The sequence below is a fragment of the Pseudomonas sp. P129 genome (assembly GCF_020312195.1).
Taxonomy (GTDB): Bacteria; Pseudomonadota; Gammaproteobacteria; order Pseudomonadales; family Pseudomonadaceae; genus Aquipseudomonas; species Aquipseudomonas fragariae.
Window position 1 is genome coordinate 467,613 of sequence record NZ_JAGPYS010000002.1, and the last position, 22,867, is coordinate 490,479.

At 58.7% G+C, this 22,867-nt stretch carries 26 protein-coding genes; 7 read left to right on the forward strand and 19 right to left on the reverse strand.

Translation table 11 applies throughout. The features are described from left to right. Nucleotides 1-3 precede the first annotated feature (3 nt). Both imuA and lexA read right to left on the reverse strand, forming a co-directional pair. Nucleotides 4-624 (reverse strand): translesion DNA synthesis-associated protein ImuA, encoded by a 621-nt coding sequence (gene imuA, locus KBY02_RS07265; RefSeq protein ID WP_024641815.1) that lies wholly within the window; start codon nucleotides 622-624, stop codon nucleotides 4-6. Next, complete coding sequence (gene lexA / locus KBY02_RS07270; RefSeq protein WP_011267741.1) at nucleotides 624-1,241, reverse strand: transcriptional repressor LexA; 618 nt, start codon at nucleotides 1,239-1,241, stop codon at nucleotides 624-626. Before lexA ends, imuA begins: the two co-directional genes overlap by 1 nt. A gap of 204 nt (nucleotides 1,242-1,445) precedes the next feature. Between lexA and KBY02_RS07275 the strand changes: the two genes are divergently transcribed. After that, on the forward strand, nucleotides 1,446-2,441 hold the full coding sequence (locus tag KBY02_RS07275; RefSeq protein WP_054092207.1) for an aldo/keto reductase: 996 nt from the start codon (nucleotides 1,446-1,448) through the stop codon (nucleotides 2,439-2,441). Nucleotides 2,442-2,460: 19 nt separating this feature from the next. Here KBY02_RS07275 and KBY02_RS07280 read toward each other — a convergent pair whose 3' ends face one another. After that, the gene (locus KBY02_RS07280) at nucleotides 2,461-3,147 is read right to left on the reverse strand and encodes a hypothetical protein (protein ID WP_024641812.1); all 687 of its coding nucleotides are present in this window, start codon (nucleotides 3,145-3,147) and stop codon (nucleotides 2,461-2,463) included. Between the two features lie 619 nt (nucleotides 3,148-3,766). On the opposite strand from KBY02_RS07280, the gene KBY02_RS07285 reads away from it, so the two are divergent. The 3 genes from KBY02_RS07285 to KBY02_RS07295 are packed head-to-tail and all read left to right on the forward strand — an operon-like array spanning nucleotide 3,767 to nucleotide 6,339. Beyond that, nucleotides 3,767-4,777: an aliphatic sulfonate ABC transporter substrate-binding protein gene (locus KBY02_RS07285; RefSeq protein WP_060409061.1), complete on the forward strand. Its 1,011-nt coding sequence runs from the start codon at nucleotides 3,767-3,769 to the stop codon at nucleotides 4,775-4,777. Further along, the gene (locus KBY02_RS07290; protein ID WP_024638764.1) at nucleotides 4,774-5,622 is read left to right on the forward strand and encodes an ABC transporter permease; all 849 of its coding nucleotides are present in this window, start codon (nucleotides 4,774-4,776) and stop codon (nucleotides 5,620-5,622) included. The genes KBY02_RS07285 and KBY02_RS07290 overlap by 4 nt, the downstream gene beginning before the upstream one ends. 3 nt (nucleotides 5,623-5,625) lie before the next feature. Next, nucleotides 5,626-6,339, forward strand: coding sequence for an ABC transporter ATP-binding protein (locus KBY02_RS07295; RefSeq protein WP_024638765.1), 714 nt, complete (start codon nucleotides 5,626-5,628; stop codon nucleotides 6,337-6,339). Between the two features lie 6 nt (nucleotides 6,340-6,345). Here the strand turns inward: KBY02_RS07295 and KBY02_RS07300 are convergent, their stop codons facing one another. Next, nucleotides 6,346-7,425: a polyamine ABC transporter substrate-binding protein gene (locus KBY02_RS07300; protein WP_003402721.1), complete on the reverse strand. Its 1,080-nt coding sequence runs from the start codon at nucleotides 7,423-7,425 to the stop codon at nucleotides 6,346-6,348. A gap of 389 nt (nucleotides 7,426-7,814) precedes the next feature. Between KBY02_RS07300 and KBY02_RS07305 the strand changes: the two genes are divergently transcribed. Further along, on the forward strand, nucleotides 7,815-8,081 hold the full coding sequence (locus tag KBY02_RS07305) for a DUF1652 domain-containing protein (protein ID WP_024641605.1): 267 nt from the start codon (nucleotides 7,815-7,817) through the stop codon (nucleotides 8,079-8,081). Between the two features lie 10 nt (nucleotides 8,082-8,091). Here KBY02_RS07305 and KBY02_RS07310 read toward each other — a convergent pair whose 3' ends face one another. The 15 genes from KBY02_RS07310 to KBY02_RS07380 form a co-directional block, all read right to left on the reverse strand. Continuing rightward, nucleotides 8,092-10,584 (reverse strand): UvrD-helicase domain-containing protein, encoded by a 2,493-nt coding sequence (locus KBY02_RS07310; protein WP_225650088.1) that lies wholly within the window; start codon nucleotides 10,582-10,584, stop codon nucleotides 8,092-8,094. Between the two features lie 129 nt (nucleotides 10,585-10,713). Then, complete coding sequence (locus tag KBY02_RS07315) at nucleotides 10,714-11,637, reverse strand: sugar kinase (protein ID WP_024641603.1); 924 nt, start codon at nucleotides 11,635-11,637, stop codon at nucleotides 10,714-10,716. Nucleotides 11,638-11,664: 27 nt separating this feature from the next. Then, the gene (locus KBY02_RS07320; RefSeq protein WP_054092609.1) at nucleotides 11,665-12,870 is read right to left on the reverse strand and encodes an amino acid deaminase; all 1,206 of its coding nucleotides are present in this window, start codon (nucleotides 12,868-12,870) and stop codon (nucleotides 11,665-11,667) included. A 16-nt stretch (nucleotides 12,871-12,886) separates the two neighbouring features. After that, nucleotides 12,887-13,651 (reverse strand): IclR family transcriptional regulator, encoded by a 765-nt coding sequence (locus KBY02_RS07325; protein WP_003317643.1) that lies wholly within the window; start codon nucleotides 13,649-13,651, stop codon nucleotides 12,887-12,889. An 81-nt stretch (nucleotides 13,652-13,732) separates the two neighbouring features. Continuing rightward, nucleotides 13,733-14,119, reverse strand: a complete 387-nt coding sequence (locus KBY02_RS07330) for a RidA family protein (RefSeq protein WP_003317642.1) — start codon at nucleotides 14,117-14,119, stop codon at nucleotides 13,733-13,735. Nucleotides 14,120-14,159: 40 nt separating this feature from the next. After that, entirely contained in the window at nucleotides 14,160-14,945 is a 786-nt protein-coding gene (locus tag KBY02_RS07335; RefSeq protein WP_011267730.1) for an amino acid ABC transporter ATP-binding protein, read from the reverse strand. Then, on the reverse strand, nucleotides 14,942-15,604 hold the full coding sequence (locus KBY02_RS07340) for an amino acid ABC transporter permease (protein WP_024640966.1): 663 nt from the start codon (nucleotides 15,602-15,604) through the stop codon (nucleotides 14,942-14,944). The genes KBY02_RS07335 and KBY02_RS07340 overlap by 4 nt, the downstream gene beginning before the upstream one ends. 9 nt (nucleotides 15,605-15,613) lie before the next feature. Next, nucleotides 15,614-16,276, reverse strand: a complete 663-nt coding sequence (locus tag KBY02_RS07345; RefSeq protein WP_003345502.1) for an amino acid ABC transporter permease — start codon at nucleotides 16,274-16,276, stop codon at nucleotides 15,614-15,616. 63 nt (nucleotides 16,277-16,339) lie between these two features. Further along, nucleotides 16,340-17,188, reverse strand: a complete 849-nt coding sequence (locus tag KBY02_RS07350; protein ID WP_024640965.1) for a transporter substrate-binding domain-containing protein — start codon at nucleotides 17,186-17,188, stop codon at nucleotides 16,340-16,342. 361 nt (nucleotides 17,189-17,549) lie between these two features. Beyond that, on the reverse strand, nucleotides 17,550-17,909 hold the full coding sequence (locus KBY02_RS07355; protein WP_024659648.1) for a hypothetical protein: 360 nt from the start codon (nucleotides 17,907-17,909) through the stop codon (nucleotides 17,550-17,552). A gap of 48 nt (nucleotides 17,910-17,957) precedes the next feature. After that, a complete protein-coding gene (locus KBY02_RS07360) occupies nucleotides 17,958-18,401 on the reverse strand; it encodes a hemerythrin domain-containing protein (protein WP_024640963.1) in 444 nt (147 codons plus the stop codon). A 115-nt stretch (nucleotides 18,402-18,516) separates the two neighbouring features. After that, nucleotides 18,517-18,942 carry a DUF3830 family protein gene (locus tag KBY02_RS07365; RefSeq protein ID WP_024640962.1) on the reverse strand — a complete coding sequence of 142 codons (426 nt, stop codon included), beginning with the start codon at nucleotides 18,940-18,942 and terminating at the stop codon, nucleotides 18,517-18,519. A 70-nt stretch (nucleotides 18,943-19,012) separates the two neighbouring features. Beyond that, nucleotides 19,013-19,636, reverse strand: a complete 624-nt coding sequence (locus KBY02_RS07370; RefSeq protein ID WP_024640961.1) for a glutathione S-transferase family protein — start codon at nucleotides 19,634-19,636, stop codon at nucleotides 19,013-19,015. A 30-nt stretch (nucleotides 19,637-19,666) separates the two neighbouring features. Continuing rightward, nucleotides 19,667-20,212 carry a GNAT family N-acetyltransferase gene (locus KBY02_RS07375; protein WP_024640960.1) on the reverse strand — a complete coding sequence of 182 codons (546 nt, stop codon included), beginning with the start codon at nucleotides 20,210-20,212 and terminating at the stop codon, nucleotides 19,667-19,669. Nucleotides 20,213-20,321: 109 nt separating this feature from the next. Beyond that, on the reverse strand, nucleotides 20,322-21,023 hold the full coding sequence (locus tag KBY02_RS07380) for a DUF3053 domain-containing protein (protein ID WP_003402740.1): 702 nt from the start codon (nucleotides 21,021-21,023) through the stop codon (nucleotides 20,322-20,324). A 153-nt stretch (nucleotides 21,024-21,176) separates the two neighbouring features. Between KBY02_RS07380 and KBY02_RS07385 the strand changes: the two genes are divergently transcribed. Together KBY02_RS07385 and KBY02_RS07390 are read left to right on the forward strand one after the other, a co-directional pair. Further along, nucleotides 21,177-21,416: a hypothetical protein gene (locus KBY02_RS07385; protein ID WP_024638774.1), complete on the forward strand. Its 240-nt coding sequence runs from the start codon at nucleotides 21,177-21,179 to the stop codon at nucleotides 21,414-21,416. A gap of 614 nt (nucleotides 21,417-22,030) precedes the next feature. Continuing rightward, complete coding sequence (locus KBY02_RS07390; protein ID WP_024638775.1) at nucleotides 22,031-22,864, forward strand: LPS biosynthesis protein; 834 nt, start codon at nucleotides 22,031-22,033, stop codon at nucleotides 22,862-22,864. Nucleotides 22,865-22,867: the final 3 nt, after the last annotated feature.

The following is a 22,867-nucleotide window of genomic DNA, read 5'->3' on the forward strand; positions in this document are numbered from 1 at the left end:
ACCTCAAGCGTCGGTCGGGAACGGAATGGGGAAAGGCGGCGCAAGTCCGCCCCGGCATTTGAGTACCCGCAACTGTGCGGGACGGGTATCGAGCGCTATGCGCAGGGCCGCAGGTGAAGGATTGGCGGCGGCCTGCTGCGGGCGACAGGCAAAGGCAAGGGTCTGCCCGGTTTCGGCAGCCACCTGCAAGCGTCGCAACGCACGGTCATCGACCATGCCGGGCCAGCACACGATCGCGCCACAGCTGCCGGAGCGCAGGCATTGCTCGGCAGCCCACAAGGCATCGCGGTTACTCGCCTCGATCACCACCAACTGGCGCAGATCGACGCCGGCGGCCAGCCACGCCTGTGGGTACGGAATATAGGGCGGTGCGACCAGCACAATGCGCTCAGCGATCGCGGAAAGCCGCGCCAGGCTCGGCCACAGCAGGCGCAGTTCGCCGCTGCCATTGGCCGGGATGAGGATTTCAGTCAGGGCCGCAGCAGGCCAGCCGCCGGTGGGCAAGGCAGCGTCCAGCAACGCATGGCCACTGGGCTGCGGGCTGACCTGTGGCGCGCTCTGCTGACGCCCTTTCCAGACCCTGCGCTCATCCAGCAAGGCGTCCAGGCTGACCACCGCGCCCATCATTCGCGACGCACCAGCCCGCAGAACACGCCTTCGATGGCGAAGTCCTGATCGGGCGTGACGATGATCGGTTCGTAGGCCGGGTTGCGCGGTAACAGGCGAACCTGGTCGGCACGGCGTTGCAGGCGTTTGATGGTCACCTCGCCGTCCAGACGGGCAACCACGATCTGCCCGTCACTGGCCTGCGGGTTACGGTGCACGCCCACCAGGTCGCCATCGAGAATGCCGTCCTCGATCATCGAGTCGCCCTGCACGCGCAGCAGGTAGTCCGGCACACGGGTAAAGGTGCTGCGGTCCAGGTGCAGCGTGGTGTGGATATCGAGATCAGGCCCGATCGGTACGCCCGCCGCCACGCGCCCCAGGACCGGAATTTCCAGCAATTCGGGCCGTGGCTCAGTGTTCAGCAGGCGAATGCCCCGTGCCTGATGCGGAACGACTTCGATCAGCCCGGCTTCAGTCAGGGCCACAATGTGTTTGCGCGCCACGCTACGCGAAGCAAAACCGAAAGCCTCGGAAATTTCCGCCAGGCTCGGTGATTGCCCCTGCTGCGCGATGCGATCGCGGATGAAGGTAAGAATAGCGCTGCGTCGAGGAGATAATGTGCTCATGGAGTACATTTGTACTCCATTCGGTATGGTGTGACTAGCGCGCTTTGTCGGATTCAAGAGGCGCGGTGTTGCATGCCCACCGACAGGCGCTGACCACCACTACGGTCAGCATTGTTTGGATTTCAACAACAGTGAAATAAGAAACACCCGGTTTATTGAGCCACGCAAAGAGGCGAAACTCGACCGATCTTTCAACGATCAGGAGCACTCATTGTGATCACGCGCCAATTGGGTCAACTCGGTCCGCACGTGTCCGCCCTCGGGCTGGGCTGCATGGGAATGTCGGACTTCTACACCACCGGCATCGACGAAAAGGAATCCATCGCCACCTTGCACCGCGCGATCGAGCTGGGTGTCAACTTTTTCGATACGGCTGACATGTACGGCCCGCACACCAACGAAGCCTTGCTTGGTCGTGCCCTCGAGGGCAAGCGTGAAGGTATCTACCTGGCCAGCAAGTTCGGCATCGTCCGTGGCGATGACCCGCATGCGCGTGGCGTCAATGGCAGTCCGGCGTACATTCGCCAGTCCATCGACGCCAGCCTGAAGCGGCTGAACACCGATTACCTTGATCTCTATTATCAGCACCGTGTCGACCCCACGGTGCCCATCGAGGACACCATTGGCGCCATGGCCGAACTGGTCAAGGCTGGCAAGGTTCGCCACATAGGCATCTGCGAAGCCAGTGCCGCGACCATCGAAAAGGCCCACGCGGTGCATCCATTGGCGGCCGTGCAGAGCGAGTACTCACTCTGGTCACGCGATCCGGAACAGGATGGCGTGCTTGCCACCTGCCGCCGTCTGGGCATTGCCTTCGTGGCGTACAGCCCGCTCGGCCGGGGGTTTCTGACCGGTGAATTGCGCACACCGGACGACTTCGCGGCCGATGACTACCGTCGCTTCACCCCACGGTTTCAGGGCGAAAACTTCAATCGCAATCTGCAATTGGTCGAGCAGGTCAAGGCACTGGCTACGGCCAGGGGCATCAGCGCGTCGCAACTGGCGCTGGCCTGGGTGCTTGCCCAGGGAGATGACATCATTCCGATCCCCGGCACCAAGCAGCGCAAATACCTGGAAAGCAACGTGGCAGCGGCTTCATTGACGCTGAGTACCGATGACCTTGCCCAGCTGGAGGCGATTTTCCCGGCCCAGGGGTCGGCATCCGGTGAGCGCTATAACGCGGCGTCGATGAAGTCTCTCAACGGCTGAAAACCGTTGCGCTTGGGCATCAGGTCGCTTCAGGGCAGGTCTCGGCGCCGTTGTTGAGGCCCTGCTTTTGATTCTTGTAATCGAGCGTCGCTTTGCCATCGACCCATTTCAGGGTGACGACAATCACCGAGTCGAAATCATCGTTTGTCCAGTCATCCAGCAGATTGGTGCTCTTGCCGGACGCTTCTTCAGCCACCTTGTTGATCAGCTCCGGCAGATAGCCATGCGACCAGGCGGTGTAGATGACTGCGTTGTGGTACTTGTCCTGCATCAGTTCATCGGCCAGGTCTGCGGTGTCGTTGGCACCGAAGTCAAGGTTGACGGGCAACCCCAGTTTGATTGCGCTGGGCCCTACCGTCATCAGCGGACGAACGTAGCTGTAGGACTGGTCGCCCTCACCCTCTTCCACATGTCGGCTCGGATTGGCGGCGAAGATGAAGTCAGCCTTGCCGAATTCCCTGGGCAGGACTTCCGACAGTTCTATCGCCCGGTTGAGCCCCTGGCAGTTCAATTGCCCCAGCCCCATGGCCGGCTTTTCGGCATGACGCAGAAATACCAGTGTCTGGATACCATTCTTGGGCTCTGCATGCACGCCTTTGCCCATGGTGAACAGGACCAGGGCAGAAGCCACCAGCACGGAGGGGAAGAAACACCACGCAAGGCGGCGCTGAAGTCGGTTGATGGAAGACATTTTCGGCATATTCATTATTTTCTGAGTCCGGTGCGCATTTGAAAGGGGACAGCCACTTGGCTGGTGCGAATACGCAGGCTTGTGCAGCTCGCCCTGGAAATTTCTGCGGATCAGTCAAAAAGGGTCACGCGCGAATCTTAGGCTCTGTACGAAAAGTGGCTGCGCTCGGTGATGCTTCGTTAAAAACAGGCTCGGAATGCTCATTTACAACACGTAGACTCCGCTTCCTCGCCTGTTTTTGCCTCGCCTGACCTTCGCTCGCCGACTTTTCGTACAGAGCCTAGTGCGCACATGTTTCGAAATTAAGAATGTGGACGATTAAGAGTGTCAAAAAACGATTCTGTTGCAATACCGGCAAAAAAAATCGCCTGACAAGCAGGGAAAATGTCAAAAAATCGTCGAAAGATGAGTCATCAAACCCGACTGTCTGCCTGGCAACAGCCATTCAACAGACCGCTGTCAGATCAACATCACGGACGCTGAAAAACCGCGTAAGCCCCCGGAATTCAAGCGCTTTGGTCGTTGGCATAGAGCGTGCAATATTCCGGTTCTGAATTTCACGCCCTGCGAACTGCCTGTTTTGGAATATACCAACCGGTCGCTGCGGCTCTGCTTTCCTGACCTGGATGCCACTATGCCACAACCCCCCGTTTCTTTTCGGTTGTTGTCTCCGCGCGCGTTGATTCGCTGGATGGCAAGCTCCTGCCTATTGGCGTTGAGCCTCAATGGCACAGTGCAAGCCGCCGAGACCGCACCTGCGGAAATCCGCCTCGACTACGCCTACTATTCGCCGCTCAGCCTGGCGCTCAAGCATTTTGGCTGGCTGGAGAAAGCCCTGCCGGAGGCGAAAGTCACCTGGGTGTTGAGCCAGGGCAGCAACCGCTCGCTGGAGTACCTGAACAGCGGCAGCGTCGACTTTGCATCGTCGGCCAGCCTGTCTGCGGTGCTGGCGCGGGCCAACGGCAGCCCGATCAAGTCGGTGTATGTCTACAGCCGGGCAGAATGGACCGCACTGGTGGTGCGTAAGGATTCGCCGCTGCAATCGGTCGCCGAGCTCAAAGGCAGGAAAATAGCCGCCACCAAAGGCACCGACCCTTATCTGTTCACCTTGCGCGCGCTGCAGAAGGCCGGGCTGAAAAAGGATGATGTCGAGCTGCTGCACCTGCAGCATCCCGATGGACGCACCGCCCTCGAAAAAGGTGACGTAGATGCCTGGGCAGGGCTTGACCCGCACATGGCGGCCAGTGAAATCCAGTCCGGCTCACGCCTGCTTTACCGCAACAAGGACTTCAACAGCTATGGCGTACTGAGCGTCACGGAAACCTATGCCAGGGAGCATCCTCAGGCGATCAGGACAGTATTGAGCGCTTATGAACAAGCCCGGGAATGGGCAGTAAAAAACCCTGATGAGCTGGCCAGGCTGCTGGCGACCGAGTCGGGCCTGCCGCTGGAAGTCGCCAGACTGCAATTGACCCGCACAGACCTGAGCACCCCGCAACTGAGCGCGAAAGACGTGGAAGCGTCCAAGGCCGCAGCGCCGATTCTGGTCTCCGAGGATCTGGTGCGCAAATGCATCAATGTCGAACAGGTCATTGATCAATTGATCACGCCTGAATTCTCCAAAGCCGTGATCGCCACGCCATGACCCGCCGCAACAAGTCGTTGCCTGCCTCAGCGCAGGCAACAGTGCCGGACAAGGCACAACGAACGCTTTGGCAGCGCTACAGAACACCACTCAAGGGCCTGGTGGTGCCGGCCGTGATTATCGTTTTGCTGGAAATGATCGTACGCATCGGCTGGCTGCCTGCCTACCAGATGCCAGCGCCCAGCGAGATCGTGCTGACCCTGCGCGACCTGGCGGACGGTGCGTTGTGGAAGCACATCAGCGCCAGTCTGTTGCGTGTGCTCAGCGGCTTTGCGATCGGTGCGAGTCTGGCCCTGGTGTTTGCCGCGTGGGTGGGGCTCAGTCGCGAGGCAGAAGCGTATCTGGAGCCTACATTCGCCGGGCTTCGCTCCATTCCGAGTCTGGCATGGGTGCCGCTTCTGCTGTTGTGGCTGGGCATTGGCGAAACATCGAAAATCGTGCTGATTGCCATTGGTGCGTTCTTTCCGGTGTACCTCAACGGCGTGGCCGCGATTCGAGGCATTGACCGAAAGCTGGTGGAAGTCGGCCAGATGTATGGCTTGAGCCGCTATCGCCTGACCCGGCGCATTCTTCTGCCCGCAGCCCTGCCCGGCCTGTTTACCGGTTTGCGCAGCGGCATGAGCCTGTCGTGGATGTTTCTGGTGGCTGCCGAGCTGATCGCTGCCACCAAAGGCCTGGGCTACCTGCTCAGTGACGGGCGCGAAACCTCGCGTCCGGACATCGTGCTGGCGGCGATCATCGTTCTGGCGACACTGGGCAAACTCAGCGACGGCCTGCTGGCAAGCCTGGAAAAACGCTTCCTGGCCTGGCGCGATACATTCAACGGGCAAAGCCGTGAGGGTTGATAGATGCCGGAATCACTGATGGACATACGCGTCCAGCACAAGGCGTTCGCGGGTAATACCGTGCTGCACGGCATCGATCTGTCGCTACAGTCAGGTGAAATCGTCAGCCTGCTCGGCCCCAGCGGCTGCGGCAAAAGCACGCTGTTGAGGATTGTCGCCGGGCTGGAGCAGGAATTTAGTGGTTCGGTGCAGCGTATTCAGGGCGAAGTGGCGTTCGTGTTTCAAGAGCCGCGCCTGATGCCCTGGCTGACCGTCGCACAGAATATCGGTTTCAGTGACGATGATCGCTACGACCGCCGCTGGGTCGCTCAATTGATCGAAGAAGTGGGCCTGTCCGGTTTTGCCGATGCCTTGCCCAAAGCGCTGTCCGGGGGCATGGCGCAACGCGTGGCCATCGCGCGCGGCCTGTACTCGCACCCGGCGGTGTTGCTGCTGGATGAGCCGTTCAGCGCAGTCGATGCGTTTACCCGGATGAAGCTCCAGGACCTGCTGCTGCAACTGGCTGCGCGCCATGCCATTACCCTGTTGCTGGTGACTCATGATGTTGACGAGGCGTTGTACCTGAGCGACCGCGTGCTGGTGATGGGCAGCCGCCCCGGCACAATCACCCACCAATTACCGGTCGGGCTGCAGACGCCAAGGGATCGTCGCGATCCGCTGCTGGCCCGGTTGAAGGCTCAGGCACTGACCGAACTGCAACAGGCTCATGTCATCTGAGCAACGTTACCTGTCGGCCCTGAAACTGTCCCAGAGCTTCTCGCGCAACGCATCGATAGTGTCCGGGACCTGAGACATCACAAACAGGCGGCTCAACATGTCGGCGTCCGGGTACACCGTGGTATCGGTCCACAGGCCGGGACCTATCAGCGCGTCTGCCTTTTCATTGCCGTTGGCGTAATGCACGGTATTGGTGATGTTGGCGATCACTTCGGGGCGCAGCAGGTAATTCAGGAACGCGTAGGCGCCCTTGATATCGGTGGCGTCCGCAGGGATGGCGACCATGTCGAACCACATGGGCGCGCCCTCCTTCGGAACGGCATAGTCGATGGTGATGCCATTGCCTTCTTTTTGTGCCTGCTCCTGAGCCTGGGAAATATCCCCGGAATAGCCCACCGCGACACAAATTCTGCCCTTCGCGAGGTCGGCGATGTAATCGGCAGAACTGAAATTGCGTACGTATGGCCGCACGCTGTCCAGTACCGCCTTTGCCTGGCGGTAGTCGTCAGGCACTTCGCTGTGTGGTGGCAAGCCAAGGTAATTCAGGGTGATCGGCAGCAGAGCCGGCGCGCTGTCGAGAAATACCACACCGCATTGGGCGAGCTTTTTCATGTTTTCCGGCTTGAGCACCAGATCCCAGGAATCGAGCGGTGCATCCTTGCCGAGGATGGCCTTGACCTTGGTCGAGTCATAGCCGATGCCGGTACTGCCCCACAGATAAGGGAAGCCATGCTGATTACCGGGATCACTGCCCTCCAGCGCCTTGAGCAGGACCGGGTTGAGGTTTTTCCAGTTGGGCAACTGCCGCTTGTCGAGGGTTTTGAGCAGCCCGTTCTGGATTTGTCGTCCCATGAAATGAATGGACGGAAAAACCACATCGTGACCGGAGTGGCCAGCCAGCAGCTTTGCGTTCAGCGCTTCATTGGTTTCAAAGGTTTGGTAAGTGGTCTTGAAACCGGTGGCGGCTTCGAAATTCTTCAGGGTGTCCGGCGCTATATAGTCCGTCCAGTTGTAGATATTGACCGTCTCTGCCGCGTGACTGGTCGAGGCCAGCAACACCAGTGCGGCAAGGGATTTTTTCAGCATGTGCGATTCCTCGGGTCAATAGCGACAGCTTGCCCCAGACCCGGCACGAAAACCATCTTCGTCACGGCAAATTCATTCCATTGAAGGACTTGCGGCAGCGACTCTGCAAATGCATGGAGCGTGCCTATTAATACCGTCTAATGACACGGGTCATATAATTGATTTTTTTGTGCCGCGTCATAAAAAATTTTTCCAGAACGGCGCTGGCAGATGCTATTTTCAGTGTTCGTCAGACCGCTCAGCGATCCTGCTGGAAAGTAACTTGACCGACCGATGATCTGTAGCACTGATCATCGTCTCGTCATCATCGCTTTACCGGACGCATTCTGGCTGTCTGCCTACCCATTGGAGCAAAGGAAGTGCTCGATTGATTCAGGTGGGCCCTCGTCATGACTAAAGTCACATTCCCCAATGCATGCCAATTGATGCGCTGGCACTTCCATCCCGTGGGTTTCGAAGCCTCGATGGATGCGCCAGGGAGCATGATTGCGCGACTTTTCGACCGTGCCAGCGGTGAAACCGTGGTCGCCATTGCCGGCCTGCCCTGTTCTACCGTGATGAATGCCGCAGACGTGGAGCGCATCATCGAAGCCATCGAGGATGAGCTGGAATTATTCGGCACTCATGCGCAACGACAGATCGCCGGTTTTATCTGACATGAATGCCTCAGCCGGCACGAACCCTGTTACGCAGGTCTTCGAAGAAAGGCTTGTCGCGGGCAATCCTGTCTGACGCTTTGGGCATCTGAACAGCGTCTCCTGAAGTGGCGCTTTCATCGATATACCAATAACAGTGCCGCGCCGAACGAGTAATGGCGACATAGGCCAGACGCAAGACTTCATCCTTCTGTGCCGTATCGAATGGCTGAAGATCATTCGTATCACCCAGCCCTGCCAAGCGGTAAACCTGATTCTTGTAGGGCGAGACGGTCAGATGCTGACAATCGCCCAGCAAAAATACGGCATCCGCCTGCAAGCCCTTGGAGCTGTGGTAGGTCAGCGTTCTGATGCGACGGTTCTGCGCGCCATTTGCCGAATCGGCGTCGATCAATGCCTGCAGGCGCGCCGAGAAGCGCGCCTTCTCGCTGCCCTTGCGGTACAGCAGCAGGATCGAGTCGCCATCGTGATAATGCTCGGCGACCCGCTCGGCAAGCTCGTCCTCATCGCGATCCAGTACCTTGACCGGCAGCAGTTCCTGAAGCAGGCCACTGGCGCGGGCCTTCTTGCCCGGGATGGCCGGGGCCGCACGGACGATGTGCTCGGCGGCGTCGATGATGTGCTGATGACTGCGGAAGTTGTCACTGAGCATGACCCTGGTGGTCGCCGGGGAGGAAAACTCCTTTGCGAACTCCATGAAGTACTTCGGCGAGCTGCCGCGCCAGCCGTAGATCGATTGCCAATCGTCACCGACACACAGCAGCGATGAATGCTGAGCGATGCGCCCCGTGTGCAACGCCGGACCACGGCGCCTGATTTCGCGCAGGCTGGCGCGTAACCATGACACGATCTGCGGCGAGACGTCCTGGAACTCGTCGATCATCAAATGCGCCAAGGGTCTGAGCATCGGGTCACTGACGTGCTTGAGGTTCTCGGGTGAGGTCTCGCCGAACAAGGCAAACATGCGGTTGTAGGTCATGATCGGCGGCGATTGAGCCAGAAGGTGCGTTTCAAAGGCTTTCCAGAACAGGCTGAGTGCTTCGAAGAAGAAGCGGTCCGGATCATCGCTGGCAAAACTCATCTCGGACACGGCGCTCGGCACATCCAGCCCCAGGTTCTCGATGAAGCTGGCGGCCGTGACGAAGCAGTCCAGCAAGGGTGCCGCACCGAGTTCGCCCTTGACCCGGTAATCGAATCCAGGCCCCGCGGCGGCTTCCCCTGCCAGCGATTGCAAAACCTCATTGGCCGACTGGTAGTTATCCAACCATATCAATGGCTTACTGCAGAAAGCTTGAAACAGCGTGCGCTTTATCACGCCCTCTGCCCACACCGGCAGCTTGGCGCCCGGCCGCTTGAGTTGCTGGTCCTCACTGGCGTCCAGACCCAGCACGACCCAGGCATCCAGCTCGGCGATATAGCCGTGAAAAGAAAACGGAAAACCATTTATTTCAACAGCTTGGCGCATGGTCTCAATGCCTTTTATAGGCCAGGCTCCCGCGCGAATCCATAGATCTTCAACGGTGTCGCACCATTCCTCATCGCGTTTCGAGGACAGCTCGGTCACGGCGACCCGTTTCTGCACATCAGGGTGATCGCGGTCCAGTTCCTTGAGCTGCAGGGCATGGCTATACAGCGGCGCCATGACTTCGCGAAAACGCTCGTTGCCGGCGTACAGATCGCGGTAGCAGAGATTGAGTTGCTGGCGCTGCGCATCGTTGATCCGCAAGTCGAAGGGGTTGCTGTCCGCCTCTTCCAGGCCGGAAGACTGACTGCTCAGGTTCTCGAACGCGCGCAGCTGCTCAAACCCCGGCAGGCTGCGCACCAGCGGCAGAATGCGCGAATGGAAGGTACGTACCACCTCGCGCGCCTGCTTTTGCTCCAGCGCATGCCCCCACAGGGCCATGACATCGATCAGTTTGCTGATGAAGTCCTTGCGCGACTCACGGGTGAAGGTCACCACCGTCATGGCGTTCAGTTCGAAGCCCAGGTAGTGATGCAGCAACAGAATCCGCAGGACCAGCGACGTGGATTTGCCTGCGCCGGCCCCGGCAATCACGTAGGTAGACGGCGTATCGCTGAAAATCATCTTCCACTGCGCCGCGCTGGGCTGGGCATGTGCGGGGAGTTTTTCGGCGACATCGGCCTTGATGCGCTTTTTCAGTTCAGGTGTGAGCGCCAGTCGCCAGTCATCGAACAGATGATCGTCGACCTTGGGGCCACGATGCCGGGCTGGCCGGGTATCGCTGATGACCAGCACCTGACGGCCCGACTCCTGGCCATCCAGATAACCCTCTTCATAGCCTTCACGCACGCCTTCGATGTGGCCGTTCAGATAACCGTCGGCATGCCCCTGCGACCATGAGGGCGCGTGCTGCGAGCGCAGCCCGGTAAGGCCGCGCCCCATCAGCCGCGCCAACAGGCGTCGGAAAAACGGCAATTGCCGGGGCGGTACAAGGTCGACATCCAGGTCATGAGGAAGCGCAGAAGGCAGGTCGTCAGGCACGCAGACTCCGGTGGTGGGCTCGCAGGCGAAAAGGTCGCCTATGGTGGCCGGATTTTCGCGCGGGTTCCAGCGATATGCTTTTCTGTCAGTGTGTTAGCCGATCAACTGCATGTTCCGTGGCAAGTGCTATCAGACTGGCATGACCGACTTGGGCACCAGCGCGCCCGGGTGCTGGATCACGATACTGGCCAGGCGATGCCCTGCTTCCGCCGCCTGCAGCGGGCGTTCACCCGTGAGCCGGGCCGCGAGATAGCCGGCACTGAACGAGTCTCCCGCAGCCGTGGTATCGACCACACGCTCGACCTTCTGCGCTGCGATGTCGAAACGTTCGCCGCCGGCTTCGACGAGGCAACTCTGGGCGCCACGCTTGACGACGATTTCACCGATGCCGCGCCCGCGATAGGCGGCCAGCAGCTGTTCGCTGTCGGCATAGCCATACAGCGCCTGCTCGTCGTCTTCGGTCAGCAAGGCCAGATCCACATGCTGCAGGCACGCACGGTAGGCTTCGCGGGCCTGCTCGACACTGGCCCACAGCCGCGGACGATAGTTGTTGTCGAAGGCGACCCTGACACCGCGCTGACGCGCGCGCGCCAATGCCTCCAGCAGTTTGGCACGCCCCTGCTCGCCAAGCACTGCCAGGGTAATGCCGCTGAAATACAGCACGTCGTAGCTGGCCAGCGCTGCCAGGATCGGCTCGGCCGCCGGGGTCATGAAGCAGTCGCGCACGGCAGCTTCGTTGCGCCAGTAGAGGAAACGCCGCTCACCATTGGCGTCGGTCTGGATGCAGTAGAGCCCCGGCAAGCGTCCAGGCAGGCGCTGCACCTTGCCCAGACCGATGCCCTCGTCCGCCCAGATCCGGCACATCGCATCGCTGAAGCTGTCGTCGCCCAGCGCCGTGACGTAGTCGACCTTGGCCCGCTCACCCAGCAATCGGGAAAGGTATACCGCGGTATTGAGCGTGTCGCCGCCGAAGCTCTGGCGCAGGCTGCCATCAGCATGCTGTTGCAGTTCGATCATGCATTCGCCGATAAGGGCGACCCGGGGAAGGCTCATGTGACGATACTCCTGCAAATATTTTGACTAGAAATATGTACTGAAAGGCTCGATTACCCGCAGGTCATTATCCACCAGGCAACCTGAACGCCACTTGTCGAACGTCAGACACGGGTGCGAGGTGCCGAAGGAAATGATATCGCCGACCTTCAACTCGCATCCGGGTGCAACGCTCATGAATGCATGCTGGTCCATGACAGCCGTCACCTTGCAGGCGCTGACATCGTCACCGGCAGTCGATTGCACGCCTGGCTTGTAACGCAGCAGCGGATTGGGCAACCCGGCGTCGTAGGCCACATCGCGCTTGCCCATGGCAATCACTGCAAAGCCCGGTTCCGGCATGGATTGCACATGCGCCCAGACTTCCAGGGCAGGCAGCAACGCTTCGCTCAATTCGGCACGCCGATCCAGCACGCAGCACTGCGCGTCCTTGTAGATGCCGTGGTCATGCACCACATAGCTGCCCGGCCGCAGCACGCTGAGGAAGCGCTCGCGAACCGCCTGAGCGTCAAATGCCTCGGCGATCAGGTCATACCAGGCCGAGCCGGACGCCGTGACGATCGGGCGATCCAGTGCGAAGGCGCCCTTGTCCTGCAGGTCGACAGCCAGACGCACCAGTGACGCGGCAAAGGCCTTGATGCCTTCGATAGCGTGGTCGCCGTGGATGACGCCCTCGTACCCTTCAATGCCGGTCAATGCCAGCGCCGGTTGAGCCAGAACAGCGTCGACCAGCGCCAGCACCTGTTCTTCGCTACGGCAGCCGCAGCGCCCGCCGGGTACGCCGTATTCGATCATCACGTTCAAACGCAGGCCACGCGCAGCGAAAAACTCGCCCAGCGCGGCGACATTGTCCGGATGGTCGACCATACAGTGAAACTCGAACATCGGATCAGCCAGCATGTCGGCGACGATCGCCATGTTCGGCGCACCGACCAGTTGGTTGGCCATCAGCACCCGGCGCACGCCATGCGCGTAAGCGGCCTGCGTCTGGACTGCGGTGGCGAGGGTCATGCCCCATGCGCCCGCGTCCAGTTGCCGGCGAAACAGCGCGGGCACCATGCTGGTCTTGCCGTGCGGTGCCAGCTCTGCACCGCTGTCGCTGACAAACTGCTGCATCCAGCGAATATTGTGTTGCAGCGCCTGATTATGAATTACCAGTGCAGGCAGGCTGACATCACTGACCAGGCTGTCACCCGGCTGCGCAGTACCCTTGTCCATTGCGGCGGTGCTCATCGGTAATCTCCTGCGGTTATTCGTTGATACGGCGAGCCAGGCCATTGGCGCTGTCGATCAGCACCCGCCGATAGTCGTCGTAGTGGGTCTTGGCGTCGGCACGCGGCGCGACGATGCACAGTGTGGCGATGCACTGACCGTGTTCGTTGTTCACGGGGGCGGCGAAGCAGTGGGTGAAAGTGTCAGCCACGCTGTTGAAGGAAAAGAAGCCCTCCTCGCCGGCCTTGCGGATTTCCCGAAGAAAGGTCTCCAGCGGCAGACGTTCGCCACCCGGCAGAATGAAATCGTCGGGGTCGATCAGGTCGATGATCTGCTGATCGCTCAGGTGGCTGAGCAACAGACGCCCGGACGCCGTCCATGGGATGGGCGCGTTTTCGCCGATGTCCGAAGAAATCCTGAAATGACGCTCGCCCTCCTTCATCAGTGCCACGGTGTATTTGCGACCATTGAGCAGGCACATCTGCGCAGTTTCCCGCGTCTGGCTGACGATCTCGCACAGGCAGGCTTCGGCCTCGCGAGTGAAATCGAAGTGCCGCAAGTGTGCCTGCCCCAGGAAATACAACTGACGGCCAAGATAGACATGCCCGTCCTTGCCCACTGTCTCCAGAATGCGCCGTTCCAGCAGCGAGGCCACCAGCTCGTAAACCGTCGATTTGGGGCTGCCGATGCCGCTGGCAATCTCATTGGGGCGCATGGGCCTGGCCTTTTCCTTGAGAAAATCCAGGATATCGAACGCCCGGTCCAGTCCACGTGCCCGGCGCTTGATAGTGTCTTCGGTCATGAGTTCATTCCTTGGGAAAGCGGCAAGCCAAAAGCCTCAGGTGATCGGGCTTGCGGCTTGCAACGTGTAGCTGCACGTCTGCTACTTGCGCTTGTAAGCGATACAGTCGATTTCGACCTTGCAGTCGACCATCATGCTCGCCTGAACGCAAGCGCGTGCCGGTGCATGCTCCGGGGTGAAGTACTCACCGAACACCTTGTTGAAACTCCAGAAGTCCCGCGGGTCTTCCAGCCACACGCCGACCCGGATCACATCCTTGAGCGCATAACCGGCTTCCTCAAGAATTGCGATCAGGTTGCGCATGGTCTGGTGCGTCTGCTCGACGATGCCGCCGACGATAATCTCGCCATCCTGCGCAGGCACCTGGCCGGAAACGTGCAGCCAGCCGTCAGCCTCGACTGCGCGGGCGAATGGGCGTGGCTGGCCGCCCCCTGCTGTACTGCCTGCGCCATAACGGGTAATAGTCATGAGTTTTTCCTTGTCTTGAAGCATTGGACGTGGTGAACGTTTAAAAACGGATGTTCTTGAGAAACTCGCTCAAGCGCGCCGACTTCGGCTGCTCGAACAAAACCTTGGGTGGCCCCTGCTCTTCGATACGGCCCTGATTCATGAACACGATCTGGTCCGACACTTCGTAGGCGAAACGCATTTCGTGCGTCACCAGCAGCATGGTCATACCCTCCTCGGCCAGGTCCTTGATGACGCTCAGCACTTCGCCCACCAGTTCCGGATCGAGTGCCGAAGTGACTTCGTCAAACAGCATCAGGCTGGGGTTCATGGCAATGGCGCGGGCGATCGCCACACGCTGCTGCTGGCCACCGGACAACTGACCGGGGAAATGATTACGCCGCTCCAGCAGGCCGACCCGGTCCAGCCACTTTTCGGCCAGCGCAACGGCCTGATCCTTGGGCATCTTCTTGACCTTGAGCAAGCCCAGGGTGACGTTCTGCAAGGCACTGAGGTGCGGAAACAGGTTGAATTGCTGGAAGGCCATGCCGGTCATTGCCCGGTGTTGCGCGATCAGACGCTCCGGATGGCGGGTGCGCTTGCCGTCTACATTGCTGTAGCCGATGTCCTGCCCCTCAAGGCGGATATGCCCGCCCTGAAACTCTTCCAGCAGGTTGACGCAGCGCAGCAAGGTGGTCTTGCCCGAGCCGCTGGAACCGATCAAGGTCACGACATTGCCTTTCTGCATGCGCAGATCGACGCCCTTGAGCACTTCCACTGCGCCGTAGGATTTATGCAGGCCCTCGATGCTGAGCAGCGCCGGGCCAGGGTTATGAGTCTGTGTCATGGCAATGCCACCCGCTTTTCGATTTGCCGCCCAAGAAGTTCGATGGCGTAGTTGATGAGAAAGAACAGGAAACCTGCAAACAGGTAGAACTCCAGGGTCATGAACGTGCGCGCGATCACCTGTTGGGTGCTGAGCAGCAGTTCAGCCACACCGATCACCGAAAGCAGCGTTGACGCCTTGACGATCTCGGTCGAGGAGTTGACCCAGGTCGGCAGGATCTGACGCATGGCCTGAGGCAGCAACACGTAGCGCAGCGACTGACCAAAGCGCAGTCCGATGGCCTTGCCGGCTTCCAGTTGGCCACGGGGAATGGCCTGCAGGGCGCCGCGCACGATTTCTGAAACGTGAGAGCCGCAGAACAGCGTCAGGCCTATTGCGCCGGCCTGAAACGCGCTGATCTGCCAACCCAGCGCCGGCACCATGTAAAACACCGCCAGCACCAGCACGAACACCGGGGTACCGCGAATCAGATCCACATAGAGCCGAATCGGCAAGCGGGCGAAAAAACCGCCGTAAGTCAGCACCAGACCGGCCAGCATGCCGATCAGCGTACCTGCGGCAATCGCCAGCGCCGAGCACTGGATACTGGTCATAAAGCCGGACCAGAGCACTTCCCGCGCATTCCACAATTCCTGCAACCAGCCAGGGGGTTGATACATGACAGCCTCCTAGCGGCGAATCGCCAAACGTTGTTCGAGGGTGCGCAGAAGCAGAGCGATCACGTAGCAGGCCACCACATAGAGTGCTGTGGTCACCAGCCAGGTTTCGATCACCCGGTAGCTTTCGACGTTGATCTTGCGCGCGTAATAGGTCAGCTCCGGTACGGCAATGGCGGCCGCAAGAGAGGTGTCCTTGAACAGCGAAATGAAGTTGTTGGAGAGTGCCGGCAATACATTGCGCAACATCACCGGCACGATGATGTAGGCCCGCACCTGCCATTCGCCCAGACCGATCGCCAGCCCCGCTTCGCGCTGCCCCTTGTGGATGCTCAGCAGCCCGGCACGGAACACTTCGGTCAGATAGGCACCGGCGTACAGCGACAAGGTGACGATGAATGACGCCAGCTTGTCCAGTCGAATGCCCAGCCCGGGCAACGCGAAGTAGATCAGCAGGATCAACACCAGAATCGGCGTATTGCGAACTACCGTGACGTAGATCGACGCAACAATACGCAACGCCTTGTAGCGTGACAGCAGCGCAAATGCATTCGCCAGCCCGATCACACAGCCAATCGCGATCGAGATCAGGGCCAGTTCCAGACCAAGGCCCAACCCCGCCAGAAGACTGGGGAAGTCGCGCCACACGGCATCAAAATTCAATTGGTAATTCATGCTTGCCCGTACCTGGCAGGGAAAGCCCGAGGGCCCGCCCTGCCGCTGAAGGTCAGAGTGGACTTATTTGTATTCCATCGGAAAACCGATTGCAGGCACCGGCAGATCGACACCGAACCATTGCTTGAAAGACGCCGCGTAAGCCGGGAACTCGACACCGGTCATGGCTTCATGCAACGCGGTGTTGACGAAGTTCAGCCAGTCCTGGTCGCCACGCTTGACCGCGCAGGCATAGGTTTGCGGGCTCCAGGCAAAGGCAGGCGAACGGTAGCGGCCAGGGTTCTGCACCATCAGGTACTTGACTGAAGACTGATCGGTGGCCGCTGTATCGGCACGTCCGGAGTTGATCGCCTGGTACATCAGGTCGACGCTGTCGTACTGATCGACCTTGGCCTTGGGCAGCGCCTGATGCACCAGCTCTTCGGCGTACACGTTCTGCAGTACAGCAACAGTCACATCGTCACCTGCCGCCTTCAGGTCATCGATTTCCTTGTACTTGCTATTGGCAGGCAACAGCAGGGCCACACCCTCGCGGTAGTACGGCAGGGTGAATGCCACCTGCTGTGCGCGACTGGCGGTAACGGTGATGAACTGGCAGCTGATGTCGACCTTGTCGGTCAGCAGGTTGGGGATACGTGCATCCGAGGACTGCACGACAAATTCCACCTTGCCCGGGTCATTGAACAGGCCCTTGGCGATGATTCTGCCAATGTCGATATCGAAGCCCTGCAACTTGCCGTCCGCGCCCTGGAAGTGCCAAGGCGCATTGGTGCTACCCGTCCCTACCACCAGATTGCCACGTTTCAATACTGCATCGAGCTTGCTGCCTTCGGCTGCCTGCACCGTATTGGCCATGAATGAGGCTGAAAGAACAAAAGCACAAGCTTTCACAAAGGAAGGTCCGCGATGCATGACTTAAACTCCGCCGAAGTATTCGTTATTCCGCTATAGCGGACATAGGTATGTAACAACGGAATAGACAGCAGAAAGTGTGCCATAGAGGACGCGCGGAAAACACCCCATGAAAAAGTCGAAACAAATCAACAGACTGGAATTTGGGATTGAGTCGGGAAAGCGGGGACGAAGCCCGCAGGTAACGCTACCGATTGTCACATTTGAGTGGTAAGGCCCCACTCTTGTGCGCATGCGCTGTTATCGGGCGTGGAGTATCAACGCAAATAAGCCCTAAACACGGGCACGGGCACAAAGAGCGGCCAGAACGGCGTTCCCGCGCTGGAGCGTGGGAACGAGAGGTGTCGAGTGGGGAAAAGGCTTAAAGACAGGTAGCAATGGCCGCAGAGCGCAACGCGGCCTGGGCATCGCCTTGCGGGGCATAGAACTCGACGGCAGTGGTCGGGCCCTTGCCACGCACGTCAGCAAAGTAGGTCGACTCGGTGGTAAACACGGTGAAACCGCCGCCGGACAGGTCATGCAGGAACACGTCAGAAGACGTGCCGAACATGGCTTCGTTCTGCCAGGTCACCTGAATGCACTGGGCAACGGCAGCATCCTGCTTGGCGCTCGACAGGACCTTGTAGGGTCCTGCGGCACGTGCGGAGCTGGAAGGCGCTGCACACCCGGTCAATACGGTTGCGGCAATCACCGTCACGCTCGTCAGAAACAGAAACTTCATGTCATGCCTTCGCTGATAAAAAGCCGATTCTAGCACTGCACCGCGCTATCAACCTTCAGCCAATTGCTCCTCGTATTCCTTCACGTATTCGCCGGCCAAGCTCTGTTTCTGCTTTTCGTCGAGCAATTTGCCCGCCATCTGGAAAAACTTCTGTTCTTCTTCCTTGAGGTGGTGATGCACTTTTTCCGACAGCTTTTTCGCAGTGGCCAGCCAGGCTGGACTGGACATCTCGGTTTCATCGAGCTCTTCCATCATCTCGTCCATCTCGTGATGCTCGGAAATGGCGTGACGGCTCAGGTCCACGCCATTGTCGTGGGCCATCAGAGGGATATAGAAAAACCGTTCTTCGGCCGTTTCGTGGGCCTGCAGCTCTTCCTTGAGCTGTTTGTAGGCCTTCTCGCGCTCGGCACTGTCGCCACTGGTCTTGATCAGGGCATCAGCGTAGCTGCGTTGACGGTCATGGCTTTCGCGCAGGGCTTCGAAAATATTCACGGTCATGTCTCCAGGTCGGCTTCCGGGAGCTGGAAGCATCGTGGACTAGACCCCTGGCGAAGATCAGCAGTTCCAACAAATACTGGCAAATGCCTATCGCCCAATGGCGGCCGACTCAAGCCAGTTCGAAAACCACATCCTGAGCGCCTTCCCACAGTGTCTTCACACCCAGTTTGCGCAAGTTATCCTTGCCTTGGGTAATAGTCAGAAAATGGTTGCCCGCCAACTGCCCCATCTTGCTGGCGAAACAGCACGAGCCGTAGGCAAGGATAATCTCGGTTTCGCTGTAACCGCCCGGATAGAAAAGAATGTCGCCTACCGAAGGATGGCTGGTTGCGTTCTCGAAACCGATCAATGTGTCATCCAGCTTCAGCTGATAATCATCCAGCGGCACCCAGCAGCCCTCGCCGCTCCAGCGCACATGGATGAATTTCTGCCGATAAGGCAGCAGCTTGAGAAACGCTTCCACCGTTTGCGGCGCATCCGGATGGGTTTCGGCCAGAAACTCATATCCGCCCGCGGTAATTTTGATGGTGGTCACTTCGACGACTCCTTAACAGGCAACAAGGCTCACAATGGTGCCCAAGGATAAACGCGAGCCCGACGAACCGTCACGGAGTTCCGTTGCGCCCGTACAGAAGGTAGCCGGAACGATGGCTCAGGCGTTCGTAATACGCATTGACGGCGGGCAGGTCGGGATGCTCGAGAGGCGTCTCGAACCAGCGATTGACTGAAAGACCGATGGGGATGTCAGCCAGGGTAAAACGCTCGCCACAGACATAGGCGCCGGTCTTTTCCAGCTGCCTGTCGAGTATCTGCATATGCCTGGCCCACTGGGCACAGGACGCGGCCATGGCGACAGGGTCCTGGTGCTCGGTCGAGCGTCGCACCAGTGACATGAAGGCATAACTCCATGATCTGTTCAGCTCCGAGCCTTGCCAGTCGATCCACTGATCGGTCTGCGCCCTGGCACGTGGATCCAGTGGATAAACATGACCGCCAGCATAACGGTTGGCCAGATAGCGAATGATGCTGTTGGACTCCCAAAGCACGAAGTCATCATCAACGATAACCGGCACCATGGCATTCGGGTTGAGCGCGAGAAACTCATCGGTGTTGGCAGGTTTGAAGCCTGACCCCCAGTCTTCCTGAGTGAAGGGTATCTTCAGCTCCTCGCACGTCCAGAGCACTTTTCGTACGTTGATCGAGGAGGTCTTGCCCAGTATGCGCAGCATTCAGCGTCCTTGTTGCACAGCAACGTCGTGTCAGTCAGTAGTCATCAGCGGTTTGGCAAACAGTTGATTCTCATGTGTCTCGCCCTGAAACACATAGTGCGGCGTACCTTTCCATTCATAGCCTTGACGAGGGTAAAACGCCAGCGCGCGCGGATTGCCAACCCAGACCGTCGCCCATAACAGCGAGGCACCACGGATTGCTGCACGCCGCTCGGCGGCTTCAAGTAGCAGCCGCCCCGCTCCACGCCCTGTGAAGCGCTCCTGCACATAGAGGCGTTGCAACTCGGCGGCGTTCGACACACCGAGCATTGCGTGGTCGGTGCGCAACGCGACCTGGGCAAAGCCGATCAAATGCCCTTGCGACTCGGCAACGACGATGAACGTTGTCGGCTCGATAAGCAGTTGCGCAAAGATCGCAGGCGAAAACGCCTCCAGCGCCTCGCGGGCGATGGACTGTCGAATGCCCTGCGTTGCGTAGGTATCGAGAAAAACCTGCATACCGAGCGCCGCAAGGCACAACGCATCCGCAGAGCAAGCCTCACGCTGGGTAATGGTCATTGAAGAGGGGTTAGTCATCAGGCGGTTGATTCCCGGCATCCGGCAGACAGATGGCCGAATCATACCTGACAAAAGGACCGGCCCGGCATCAGGGCCGGGCCGTTACTTCAGGCGCAGCAGCTCGATATCAGCGGCCGGTCATCAGCGATTGCAGCTTGGACTGGGCTTGTTGAGCGTTCTTGCCCTGCTCGTTCAGCTCTTGCAGCAGTTTGTTGAGCTCGGTCTGGACCACAGGATCCTTGACGGTGATCGTCGAACCCGAGATATCGATCTGCGATTTGTGCGCGTCCACATAATCGGCAACCTTCAGACCACTGGAAAAGGTGCCCTTTATCTGCGGCAGCACTTCACGGAAGGTGTTGGCGGGTACGCTGACAGTTCGGTCGTAGGCCTTGTCATAAACCACCTTGAGGTCTTCCGGCTGCTTGAGTTTCGCGCGTGCAGCGTCTGCCTTGCCCTGCTCGATGGTCAGCTTTTCGCCCACTTCGTCAAGGCCGGTCTGCACGGCGGCCAGGTCAGCGCGGCGTTGAATGACATCGCTGACCGAATGAAAAGAGCCTTTCTGCATCAAACCGGCGAGCGGCTGCACCGCTGTGTCCATGCCTGCACCAAAGTCGGAGATGACCGCGTAGTGCGAGGTGTAGTCACCAAAGGTCTTCTTCTCCTCATCCGTCAGCTTGGGAACATGTACGCCCGGCTTGTCGACAATTCGGGTTTGCAGGAACTGGGTGAACGCAGTGCGCTGCTCGGGCTCCTTGTCGCCGCAGCCAGCCAGGAACAGGGGTAAAGCGACAGCCAGCAGCAAAGCTGGGCGGAAAAGGGACTTCATGTCAGTAACCTCCGGGATCATAAGAATGCACGCTCACAGGCCACGCCTGCTGAACGCGAGCGTGCTTATAGTCTCGTCGTCGCCTCATCTAGTTCCGCGACAGCACTGAAGATACTTGTAGGAATGCCACCTGGCGCTTGAGGGTTTTGGGTGATGGGCGGTGCAAACGTTACGCAGCGCGAGGCCTTCGACGAGCAGAAAGAGGCCTGCCGAACCCGGTTGCAGATAAATATTGCACGCAGCATCAAAACCTCATCCGGCAGGGCCAACGCTCATACCGACTGGTTTGGCGGAGCAAAACCGGGCGTCTGCGCTAAACCGCGCGAGGGTCTGCCCGGCGCAGAGTTGCCTCTTGAAGCCTTTCCAGGAAAGTTCCTTAACATTTCTTCATGAGGTGAAACGTTTCAGCGGCTAGTCTTCAACGGACCGACAAAGTGACAACAGGAGTCAATCACTATGTTTGCACACGAGGGCCTGGGTCTGATCCTTGTCTCCATCGTCTTTCTGCTTGGAGCGATTGCGATGTTCATTCACCCTTTCCACGCGCTGGGAAGCTGGTTCAGGAGGAAGAAGCAGGAAAGGAAATCCGACTAACCGTCAACACGCACCAGAAATGGCAGGCCCGGTGATCACCGGGCCTTGCAGAAAAACCCTCCTGTGAATGAATTCGTCCAACTTGACCCGCGCACATGTATCGCCCTTGATACCTGTTTATGGCTGATCGTCATGCATCCAATTAGCCAAGCTTTGACTGTGAACAGCAACCTGTCCAGCTGCCATCAAGTAGTGGCCAATCAATATTAAATCAATATCACCTATCTGACCTTGCATGCGAAAACCATCTAGTGAATAGCGCATTTCCTGAATCAGCGCCCGCGCTATGTAGCCTGTTGTTTCCAGTGTGATACTCTTTTGAGATTCATAAATATTGAATTAATAGCCACCAGCCGATAATGTTGCCCGTGAAATGCCCTAACTAATTTGCCACGAGTGCTTACAAGGTTGTCATGACTAGTCAATCAATTCATTCGACGCGCTACGTACGCAATGCTGTTGACAAGCACATGCCTGAACCGACGCGCGTGCTTGATTTCAGCCAATGCAAGGGCACTAAAAAAGGGCCGGTCTTCCTGATTGGCTCCGGGAAATCAGCAAAGGATTTCCCGATCGAAGAGTTCTCGCGCATCCCCATGATTACCATGAACGGCGCGTTCTCGATGTTCGCAGGCACGAACATAAAGCCGTTGTTCTACGTGTGCTCCGACAGGGATTTCCCCAACCAGCAACCTGAGCTGTTCGCCGCTGCCATGCGCTCCAGCGAGAACGTAGGCCTCTGGGAAGATCAGTTTCGCGGCGACATCCCCAGACCTTCCGGACGCGCTTATGCACTGAAGAAATCGCCGAGATTATCGACGATGGCGGCGCTATGCTCGCGAGAAGATGCACTGGTCAGAAAGCGCTCGTTATGGAGTAGCAGAAGCCGGGATATCGGTTTCAGCAAGAATCTGGAACTTGGTTTTTTCGACGCACGTACTGTCATGTATCTGGCGCTGCAACTGTCTTATCACCTTGGTTTCGATAACGTCTTTCTGGTCGGTTTCGATATGAATCAGTCCGTGGGCCGATTCTATGAGTCCTCCAGCGACAATTGCTCACCCTGCGGTCTGGACCAGCATTACGAATCCAGAATTCTTCCTTCACTGGAGCTGATGTCGAAACAGGTCGTCGGGAGCGACTTCCAGGTATTCAATGTCTCGGACAGCTCGCGAGTACCGCATGAGGTCATTCCCAAGTTGAGCCTTGATGAAGTTCGCCACAAAGTCAGTTGCGCACTTCAATAATAG